Consider the following 9253-nt stretch of genomic DNA (forward strand, 5'->3'; position numbering starts at 1 on the left):
GAACGCCGTCGTCACGAGCGAGCCGGGCACCGAGCCCCCCGCCACGGCGCCCGTCACGGCGCCCTCGACCGCGGGCGTGGCCCCGGCCGTGCCGGCCCCGCCCGCCCAGGCCTGAGCGCGGGACGTCACTCGCGGGAGACACCCGGCACCGGCGGGAGCTACCGTCGAGAACGTGTCCCTCACCAGCGCACAGCTCGGCAGGCCTGCGGCAGAGTCCACGGAGCAGGCCCGCACCCCCTACCGGCACGGACTCCCCTATGGCACGGTGCCCGACCTCGTGATCGACGAGATCGTGGCCGCCGATGAGCGCCTGTGGGTCCCGCAGTCGGACGACGTGTCGTTCCGGCCGCTGCTGTTCGGCGTCAGCCACGGCTACTACGTCAACGTGCTGCGCGTGCGGCGCTCGGGCGTGCTCTCGCGGCACCGCCACGCCGGCCCCGTGCACGCCCAGGTGCTCAAGGGCCGCTGGCACTACCTCGAGCACGACTGGGTGGCCGTCGAGGGCGGGTACGCGTTCGAGGTGCCCGGCGAGGTGCACACGCTCGTCGTCCCCGACGACGTCGAGGAGATGATGACGCTCTTCAACGTCACGGGCTCGCTCGTCTACGTCGACCCCGACGGCAGGCCCACCGGCTACGAGGACGTGTTCACCAAGCTCGCGCTCGCGCGGGAGCACTACGAGTCCGTCGGCCTCGGCGCCGATTTCGCCGACCGGTTCGTGCGGTGACGGACATCAAGGTCAGGATCGGCCTCGGCTCCATCCCGCTCGGCGACGCCCCCGGGCCCGAGCTCGCCGCGTTCGTCGACGCCTGCGAGGCCCGGGGCGTGGACTCGATCTGGCTGGCCGACCACGCGTCCGGCCCGGGTATCGACCCGCTGGTCGGTCTCGCGTTCGCCGCCGGTCGCACGCAGAAGCTCAAGCTGGGCACCGGCGTGCTCGTGCTGCCCGGCCGCAACCCGATGCTGGTGGCCGCGCAGCTCGCCTCGCTGGTGGCGCTGGCGCCGAAGCGGATCCTGCCGACGTTCGGGGTGCGGCCGGCCACGACGGGCGAGCGGGAGCTGTTCCCCGTCCCCGACGGCGAGCGCGCCGCGGTGTTCGACGAGGCGCTGCTCGTGGTCCGCAGGCTGCTGGCCGAGCAGCACGTCACCCACCACGGCCGCTTCTTCCACCTCGACGAGGCCTCGGTCGGCCCGCTGCCGGCGCGCCCGCTGGACCTGTGGCTGGGCGGCAAGGCTCCCGCGGGGCTCCGCCGGATCGGGCGGCTCGCCGACGGCTGGCTGGGCAGCTTCGTCACACCCGGCGAGGCCGCGGAGTGCCGTGCGGGCATCGAGCGGGCCGCCGCCGCGGCCGGCCGCGAGATCGAGGACGACCACTACGGCACGAACGTCGCCGTGATCCCCGACGATGCCGACGACGCCCAGCGCGACGCCGCCCTCGCCTCCCTGGGCCGCCGGCGTCCGGAGATGGACGCCCGGCTGCTCGTCGCCGACGGATGGACGGCCGCGCGCGAGCAGGTGCGGCGGTTCGTCGAGGTGGGCCTGTCGAAGTTCGTGCTGCGGCCCGCCGTGCCCGTGACGTCGTGGCGGGGCTTCCTCGACCGGTTCGAGCAGGAGCTCGCACCACTGCAGACCTGATCGTCCCGTCTGTCCGGTCCGTTCCCGATCGGTAGCCAACCGGTATCGCGACGTGATTGACGCACGTGCCCCGTGTTGCTCTAGTGACTCCTGGGGAATCACGGGGACTCGGGGGGACGGATGCGCTGGTCGCGCCAGAATCGCGCGGGCTTGCTGGCAGCCACGCTCGTCGTGGCCGGTCTGGCGCTCAGCGGGTGCGCCGGGCTCGCCTCCGCGACGCCGCCCGGACCCGCCCGGCCGTCGGCCCCGCCCGCGGCGCCGACGGTGAGCACCGTTCCCCCCGACGGCACGCAGGACGTGGCGCCGGCCGCGCCGATCCGCATCACCTCGGCGCACGGCGCGTTGTCCGGCGTCGCCCTCACCGCCGACGACGGGACCCCGATCCCCGGCACCGTCTCCCCCGACGGCCTCACCTGGACCGCCACGGCGCCGCCCGCCTACGACACCACCTACCACTTCACGGGCACGGCGAAGGGTCCCGGCGGCAGCGTCCCGGTGACCGGCGGCTTCACCACCGCCAGCCCGACCCGCTTGTTCCACGTGTCCACCAACATCGGCGACGACGCCGTGGTCGGCGTGGCCGCCCCCATCGAGATCCAGTTCGACCGCACGATCCCCACGGCCGACCGGGCCGCCGCCGAGCGGACGTTGTCGGTCACCACCACGAGGCCGGTGACGGGATCGTGGGCCTGGCTGCCCGACACGTCCGAGGGCTCACGGGTGCACTACCGCCCGCGGAGCTACTGGCCGGAGAACACCGGCGTCACGGTGGCAGCGCGCGTGTACGGCCTGGACCTCGGCAAGGCCGGCTTCGGCGCCCGGGACCTGACCACCACGTTCACGATCGGCCGTTCGCAGATCGTCAAGGCCGACGCCACCACGCACCGCATCCAGGTGGTGCGCGACGGCACGACCGTGATCGACCTCCCCGCCAGCTTCGGCCTCGAGACCGACCCCAACCGCGTCACGCGCAGTGGCATCCACGTGGTCATGGGCAAGTCGCAGACCGTGCTGATGTCCAACCCGGCCTACGGCTACAACGACGTGCCGGAGCACTGGGCCGTGCGCATCTCCAACAACGGCGAGTTCATCCACGCCAACCCGGCCACGAACTCCGTGCAGGGCAAGCGCAACGTCACCCACGGCTGCATCAACCTGTCGACGAAGAACGCCAGGTCCTACTACGACACGGCGATCTTCGGCGACCCCGTCGAGATCACCGGCACCAGCGTGCCGCTCTCGGCCAGCGACGGCGACATCTACGACTGGTCGATCCCGTGGGCGGAGTGGAAGAGCATGTCGGCGCTCGCCTGACCCCTTCGGGCTAGCGGATCCGGGAGGCCGATCCCTTCCACGCCTCGTCGCGCAGCACGAACTTCTGGATCTTGCCCGTGGAGGTCTTCGGCAGCTCGCCGAACGTCACCGTCTTCGGCGCCTTGAACCGCGCGAGCCGGCCCTGCACGTGCTCGATGATCTCCGCCTCGGTGGCGGTGGCCCCCGCCTGCAACGTGACGAACGCAGCGGGCACCTCACCCCACTTCTCGTCCGGCACCGCGATCACGGCCACCTCGAGCACCGCCGGGTGGTCCATGATCGCCTGCTCGACCTCGACGCTCGCGATGTTCTCCCCACCCGAGATGATCACGTCCTTGCTGCGGTCGCGCAGCTCGACGTAGCCGTCGGGGTGCACGACGCCCAGGTCGCCGGTGCGGAACCAGCCGTCGGGCACCGCCTCCGCCGTCGCCTCCGCGTCGATCCCCCCGCTCTCGTCGAGGTAGCCCAGCATCACGTTGTTGCCGCGCAGCGCGATCTGCCCCACCGAGGTGCCGTCGGCCGGCACGTCGGTGCCGTCGTCCGCGATCACCCGCGCGCGGCAGGAGATCATGTTGCCCACGCCCTGACGCGCCTTCAGCCGCGCCTGCTCCCCCGCGTCCAGACCGTTCCACTCCGGGCGCCAGTCGCAGAGCATCGCCGGCCCGAACGTCTCGGTCAGGCCGTAGAGGTGCGTGACGTCGAACCCCAGCTCCCCCATCCGGCGCAGGATCGCCGGGGACGGCGGCGCACCACCGGTCGCGACCCGCACCGGCGGCGACACCGGCCCGGCCTCGGCCGCGTAGGCCAGCATCGACAGCACCGTCGGCGCCCCGTTGAGGTGCGTGACGCCCTCCTCCCGGATCAGCCGCCACACCTCCGTCGGCTCCATCCTCGACAGGCAGACATGCGTGGCCGCCGCAGCGGTGACCGCCCACGGGAAGCACCAGCCGTTGCAATGGAACATCGGCAGCGTCCACAGGTGCACCGCGCTCGGCGTCAGCCCGGTGTGGCCCACCATCGCCAGCGCCTGCAGGTAGGCGCCCCGGTGGTGGTACATCACGCCCTTGGGCCTGCCGGTGGTGCCGGACGTGTAGTTGATCGAGAGCAGGCCGCGCTCGTCGGCGGGGGTGATCGCCAGCCGCGGCGCGTCGGCGATGAGGCCCTCGTACTCGCCGTCGGCCCGGATCCGCAGCGGCGGGTGCGCCATCTCCGTGAACACCGTGTCCACCAACCCGTCGAACAGCGGGTCGTGCACCAGCACCGCGGCGTTCGAGTGCTGCAGGATGTAGGCCACCTCACCCGGCGACAGCCGGGTGTTCACCGCCACCAGCGGCACCCCGGCCCACGGCACCCCGAAGTTCGCCTCCAGCAGCACGTGCGTGTTCGGCGCCAGCACCGCCACCGGCCGCCCGTCCGCCAGCGGGGCCAGCGCGCCCGCGAGCCTGCGGCAGCGAGCGTGCAGCTCCGCGTACGTGAAGCGCCGCTCCCCGTCCACGACGGCGGTGCGGTCCCCGTGCGCGGCGGCCGCCCGGTCCAGGTAGGAGACGGGCGTCAGGGGTTCGAACGAGAGCGCGGAGTATTCGGCCACGCATCAGCATCTCCCGTCCCGGGCCCGGACACCACGGTCGACGCGCCGCGGGCCTCGCCGAACGCCCACCGGCCACGGCCGCCGGCCCGGCCATGTCCGCGCGCCGGCGGCGGCGCGGGAGGCGAGTCTGGTCCCGGGCGGTTCGCCATGGCACGGTGCAGGCATGGCGTGGGACTTCTCTACCGAACCCGAGTTCGAGACCAAGCTGGCATGGATGCGGCAGTTCGTCCGCGACGAGGTCATCCCGCTGGAGACGCTCGACGTCGACCGCGCGACGTTCGACCGGATCACCGCCCCGATGAAGGAGCAGGTCAGGGAGCAGGGCCTGTGGGCGGCCCACCTGCCTCCCGAGCTCGGCGGCGGTGGGTTCGGTCAGGTCGGGCTCGCCCTGATGCACGAGATCCTCGGCCAGTGCCGCTACGCGCCCGGCATCTTCGGCAACCAGGCCCCCGACTCCGGCAACGCCGAGCTGCTCGCCATCGGCGGCTCGCCCGAGCAGCAGGAGCGCTGGATGCACCCGCTGCTGCGCGGCGAGCTGCGCAGCTGCTTCTCGATGACCGAGCCGGGCGCGGGCGCCGACCCCACCCTGCTGTCCACGCGCGCCGTCCTCGACGGCGACGAGTACGTGATCAACGGGCACAAGTGGTTCTCGTCGAACGCCTCGGTGGCCGACTTCCTCATCGTCATGTGCGTGACCGACCCCGACGTCTCGGCGTACCAGGGCTCGTCCATGATCATCGTGCCGGTGGACACTCCCGGCGTCGACATCGTGCGCGACATCCCCGTGATGGACCACCCGCTCACCGGCGGCCAGCTCTACGGCGGCCACGCCGAGGTCGTCTACACCGACGTCCGCGTGCCGAGGGAGAACCTCGTCGGCAACCCCGGCGACGGCTTCCGGCTCGCGCAGCAGCGCCTCGGCCCCGGCCGCATCCACCACGCCATGCGCTGGCTGGGGCAGAGCAAGCGGGCGTTCGACATGCTCTGCGAGCGCGCCGTCAGCCGCTACACCCACGGCTCGGTGCTCGCCGACAAACAGATGGTGCAGGACTGGGTGGCGCTCTCGGCCGCCGAGATGCAAGCCGCCCGGCTGATGACGCTGCACGCCGCGTGGACGATGGACCAGGTCGGCGCGTCGAACGCCCGCGTCGAGATCGCGATGATCAAGTACTGGGGCGCGAAGGTGCTCCACGACGTGATCGACCGCGCCATCCAGGTGCACGGTTCGCTGGGCTTCTCCGGTGACCTGCCGCTGGAGGAGATGTACCGCGCGGCCCGCGCCGCCCGCATCTACGACGGCCCCGACGAGGTGCACAAGGCCACGGTCGCCCGCCGCATCCTGCGCGGCTACACCGCCACCGACGTCCCCACCGAGCACGTCCCCACCCGTGCGGCCGCGGCCCACGAGAGGTTCGCGCAGTACCTGGAGGCGGCGACGGCGAACCTGTAGCCGCCGAGCGCGTCGAGCGCGAGGACTGACCGCGCCGGGCGCCCGATCGAGGACCGCGGCATGCGGGATCGGTCGGCGGGCACGGCGCTGCAGCAGCGATTCTGCCGATCGCAGCCCGAATGTCCGCTGTGTGCCGCCAGATGCGCGCGTCAGGCCGCGGACTCCGCGGCACGGGCCTGCTCCACCCGCTCGTGCAGCCGCGAGCGGATCTCCTCCGGCGTGTACGCGCGGCGCTGCCGCTCCGCCCGCGCGGTGACGGCACCTGTGGCCACCACCCCGGCGAGCCCGGCCAGTCCGACGACCTTCCACCAGCGCATGCCGCTAACCTACCGCCCGTGCCCGGAAGCGTGATCACCCTCGACCGCGCCGTCGAGATCGCCCGCACCGGCGACATCTGGGTCTTCCGCGGCACCAGCGGGGCCGACCGCGCCATCCGTGGCCTGACGAACGCGCCGGTCAACCACGTGGGCATGGCCGTGGTGGTCGACGACCTGCCACCGCTGATGTGGCACGCCGAGCTGGGCCGCTCGCTGCCCGACATGTGGACCGGGCAGCACCAGCGCGGCGTCCAGCTGCACGACCTGCGCGACGCCGTGCTGCAGTGGGGCCGGCGCTACGGCCAGCGCGGGTGGCTCCGGCAGCTCGACGGCCCTGGCCCCGACGGCGGGGTCACCCGCGAGCACGAGGACGCCCTGCTGCGCACCGTCGCCCGGCTCGACGGCACGCCCTTCCCGTCCACGGCGGCGCTCGCCACGCGCTGGCTCCGGGGCCGCCTGCCTGCCCTGCCCCGGCAGCGGGGCGACGAGCAGCCGGAGGCGGCCGCGCTGGAGACCGCCTACTGCGCGGAGGTGGTGGCCGTGACCTACGAGGAGATGGGCCTGATCCCCCGGCGCCACCGCCCCAGCTGGTACGACCCCGGCCGCTTCTGGAGCGGCGACGACCTCGACCTCGCACCCGGGTTCCGGCTCGGCGGCGAGATCGAGGTTGCCCTGCCGCCGGAGCCCGGCGCCGAGCCGATGCCGCTGGAGCACCGCAGGACCCGCCGCGAACGCGTGCGCGACCGGCTGCCGAGGATCCCGGCCCGGCACTGATCCACGGCTACTCGGCGGCGGGGCGCGGGTGCGTCGCCGTGGCGGTCACCGCGGCCCGGTGCTCCCGCATGACCTCGTTCATCCCGGCGAGGAAGCGGCGCACGGCGGCGAGCTCGTCGGGCGTGTAGTCCTGCAGCATCGCGTCCATCCGGGTGCCCAGCGGCCCGAAGAACGCCGCCCCGACCATCGCGGCCGCCTCGCCGTGGTGCAGCGTGACGCGGCGGCGGTCGCGGCCGTCGCGGGCGCGGTGGACGTGCTCGGCCCGCTCCAGCCGGTCGATCACCGCGGTGGTGGCACCCGACGACAGCCCCAGGTGCTCCCCCAGCCGACCCGGGGTCAGCGGCGTCCCCCCGGCGTCGGCCTGCACGACGGCGAGCAGCGCGTGGAGGTCCGTGGGGTGCATCGCGTTGCGTTCGGCGAACACCTGGCCGAGCCGCTCGGCCTCGCCTGCGTAGTCCTGCAGAAGCCGCACCAGTTCGTCGCGCACCCCGTTCGCGTCCACGGCCGCACACTACCTCGCGTCATGGTCATTCCCGGGGTTCGAGAAAGGGACGTCCGTCCAGGTCAGCGGCCTGACCAGCGCGGATCGCGCTTCTCCCGGAACGCCGCGATGCCCTCGGCGGCATCGTCGGACGCGGCGACCACCGACTGCGCGGCAGCCGTGGCGTCCCAGCCGCGCTCGTCGAGCCCGGCGAACACCGCACCGACCGCGCGCAGGGACTCGCGCTGGGCCACCGGTGCGTTCTCGCAGACGCGCTGCGCGAGCTGCATCGCGGCGGCCTCGGCCCGGCCGTCCTCGACGAGGCGGTTGACCAGCCCGAGGCTCCACGCCCGCTCGGCGCCGAGCGGGTCGCCGGTCAGGAGCATCTCGTGGGCGATGTTGCGGGGCAGCGCCCGCGGTCCGCGGAACATCGCACCGCAGTTCGCCACCAGCCCACGCGCCGTCTCGGGCAGGGCGAAGCGCGCCGACCGGGACGCCACCACCAGGTCGCAGGCGAGCACCAGCTCGAACCCTCCGCCGTACGCCAGCCCTTCGACGGCCGCGACGAGCGGCGTGGTGCGGTCGCGGCGCACCACGCCGTAGCTGCCCCCGCGCGGGGTCGGCTCCCCCGCACCGGCGACGAGGTCGGTGCCGGCCGAGAACGCGACGGACGTGCCCGCGAGCACCCCCGCCCACAGGTCCGGGTCGTCGTCCAGCTCGTTGAGCGCCGCGTCCAGGCCGGCCGTCATCCCCGCGTCGAGCGCGTTGCGCTTGGCCGCCCGTTCCATCCGTACCAGCAGGACCCGCCCGTGCCGCTCCGTCGTGACCGTCATGGCCCGACTCTAGGAGCGCGATGGAGCGCTCCGGCACCCTCCTGAGCCGACGCGGTGATCGTCACCCGCCGGCTCAGCGGCACCGCCGGCCTCTCGGCACCGGCCCTTCTCGCCCGCGCCGCGCAGGGTGCCCCACGCGATGGGTGCCCGCCGGGATCGGTCGTCGGTGTTCGTGTCAGCGCCGGCGCAGGTGCAGGGTGGGCCGGTAGACGAGCTCCTGGATGTCGCGGTCGAGCGTCCGGTGTTCGAGCAGTTCGAGGTCGAAGTCGGCCGCACCCCCGAGGACCGGGTCCGTTCCGGTGCCGCCGGTGATCACGGGGAAGATCGTCACCTGGATGCGGTCGACGAGGCCGGCGCCCATCAGTGCCCAGTTCAGCGACAGGCTGCCGTGCGAGCGCAACGGCACCTGGGACTCCTCCTTGAGTCGGGCGACTATGTCGACGGCGTCGCCGCTCACGACGGTCGCGTCCGGCCAGTCGAGGGGTCCTTCCAGCGTGGACGACACCACCGTGGTCGGCATGCTCCGCATCCGGGTGACCCACGGGTCACGCACCTCGGACTCCTCGGTGCTCGAGGCCAGCATCTGCACGAACTGCCCGAATGTAGTGGCCCCGAAGACCATCCGCTGCTCCGCGTCGAACTAGGCGAGGCGGTGGTCGAGCAGTTCGGGGCCCTGCTTGCCCCAGTAGCCGCCCCAGTCTCCGTTGCCCCCGTAGGAACCGTAGCCGTCGAGGCTGGAGAAGACGTCGAAGGTGTAGGTGGCAGTCATGGCGACCTCCGGTCGATGGGCGACCGGCCCGCTGCCGATCTTCTGGTCATGCCCGGGTAGACCCGGTGCGCCGCCCGAACTCATCGTTCCCA

At 73.2% G+C, this 9253-nt stretch carries 9 protein-coding genes and 1 pseudogene; 5 read left to right on the forward strand and 5 right to left on the reverse strand.

The features are described 5' to 3' along the window. Positions 1-172: 172 nt before the first annotated feature. The 3 genes from JWR81_RS22705 (at position 173) to JWR81_RS22715 (ending at position 2949) form a co-directional block, all read left to right on the forward strand. Positions 173-727 carry a 2,4'-dihydroxyacetophenone dioxygenase family protein gene (locus JWR81_RS22705; protein ID WP_297656635.1) on the forward strand — a complete coding sequence of 185 codons (555 nt, stop codon included), beginning with the start codon at positions 173-175 and terminating at the stop codon, positions 725-727. After that, positions 724-1635: a TIGR03854 family LLM class F420-dependent oxidoreductase gene (locus JWR81_RS22710; protein ID WP_297656639.1), complete on the forward strand. Its 912-nt coding sequence runs from the start codon at positions 724-726 to the stop codon at positions 1633-1635. Before JWR81_RS22705 ends, JWR81_RS22710 begins: the two co-directional genes overlap by 4 nt. Positions 1636-1785: 150 nt before the next feature. Next, a complete protein-coding gene (locus tag JWR81_RS22715) occupies positions 1786-2949 on the forward strand; it encodes an Ig-like domain-containing protein (RefSeq protein ID WP_297656642.1) in 1164 nt (387 codons plus the stop codon). 10 nt (positions 2950-2959) lie between these two features. Here JWR81_RS22715 and JWR81_RS22720 read toward each other — a convergent pair whose 3' ends face one another. Next, positions 2960-4537, reverse strand: a complete 1578-nt coding sequence (locus JWR81_RS22720; RefSeq protein WP_297656645.1) for an AMP-binding protein — start codon at positions 4535-4537, stop codon at positions 2960-2962. A gap of 163 nt (positions 4538-4700) precedes the next feature. On the opposite strand from JWR81_RS22720, the gene JWR81_RS22725 reads away from it, so the two are divergent. After that, positions 4701-5987, forward strand: coding sequence for an acyl-CoA dehydrogenase family protein (locus tag JWR81_RS22725; RefSeq protein ID WP_297656648.1), 1287 nt, complete (start codon positions 4701-4703; stop codon positions 5985-5987). A gap of 149 nt (positions 5988-6136) precedes the next feature. Here JWR81_RS22725 and JWR81_RS22730 read toward each other — a convergent pair whose 3' ends face one another. Further along, on the reverse strand, positions 6137-6304 hold the full coding sequence (locus tag JWR81_RS22730) for a hypothetical protein (protein ID WP_297656651.1): 168 nt from the start codon (positions 6302-6304) through the stop codon (positions 6137-6139). An 18-nt stretch (positions 6305-6322) separates the two neighbouring features. Between JWR81_RS22730 and JWR81_RS22735 the strand changes: the two genes are divergently transcribed. Beyond that, a complete protein-coding gene (locus tag JWR81_RS22735; protein WP_297656654.1) occupies positions 6323-7078 on the forward strand; it encodes a hypothetical protein in 756 nt (251 codons plus the stop codon). 7 nt (positions 7079-7085) lie between these two features. Here JWR81_RS22735 and JWR81_RS22740 read toward each other — a convergent pair whose 3' ends face one another. The 3 genes and pseudogenes from JWR81_RS22740 to JWR81_RS22750 form a co-directional block, all read right to left on the reverse strand. Further along, positions 7086-7580 carry a MarR family transcriptional regulator gene (locus tag JWR81_RS22740; protein WP_297656657.1) on the reverse strand — a complete coding sequence of 165 codons (495 nt, stop codon included), beginning with the start codon at positions 7578-7580 and terminating at the stop codon, positions 7086-7088. A gap of 62 nt (positions 7581-7642) precedes the next feature. After that, positions 7643-8392, reverse strand: a complete 750-nt coding sequence (locus JWR81_RS22745) for an enoyl-CoA hydratase-related protein (RefSeq protein ID WP_297656661.1) — start codon at positions 8390-8392, stop codon at positions 7643-7645. A gap of 175 nt (positions 8393-8567) precedes the next feature. Beyond that, positions 8568-9161 (reverse strand): annotated as a pseudogene (locus tag JWR81_RS22750) (dihydrofolate reductase family protein). Positions 9162-9253: the final 92 nt, after the last annotated feature.

The sequence above is a fragment of the Pseudonocardia sp. genome, from assembly GCF_025965585.1.
In the GTDB taxonomy this organism is placed as follows: Bacteria; Actinomycetota; Actinomycetes; order Mycobacteriales; family Pseudonocardiaceae; genus Pseudonocardia.

Bases quoted from the DNA above. Each gene is read 5' to 3' on its own strand.
- JWR81_RS22725 (WP_297656648.1), top strand. From the start codon at position 4,701: ATGGCGTGGGACTTCTCTACCGAACCCGAGTTCGAGACCAAGCTGGCA.
- JWR81_RS22730 (WP_297656651.1), bottom strand. From the start codon at position 6,304: ATGCGCTGGTGGAAGGTCGTCGGACTGGCCGGGCTCGCCGGGGTGGTG.
- JWR81_RS22745 (WP_297656661.1), bottom strand. From the start codon at position 8,392: ATGACGGTCACGACGGAGCGGCACGGGCGGGTCCTGCTGGTACGGATG.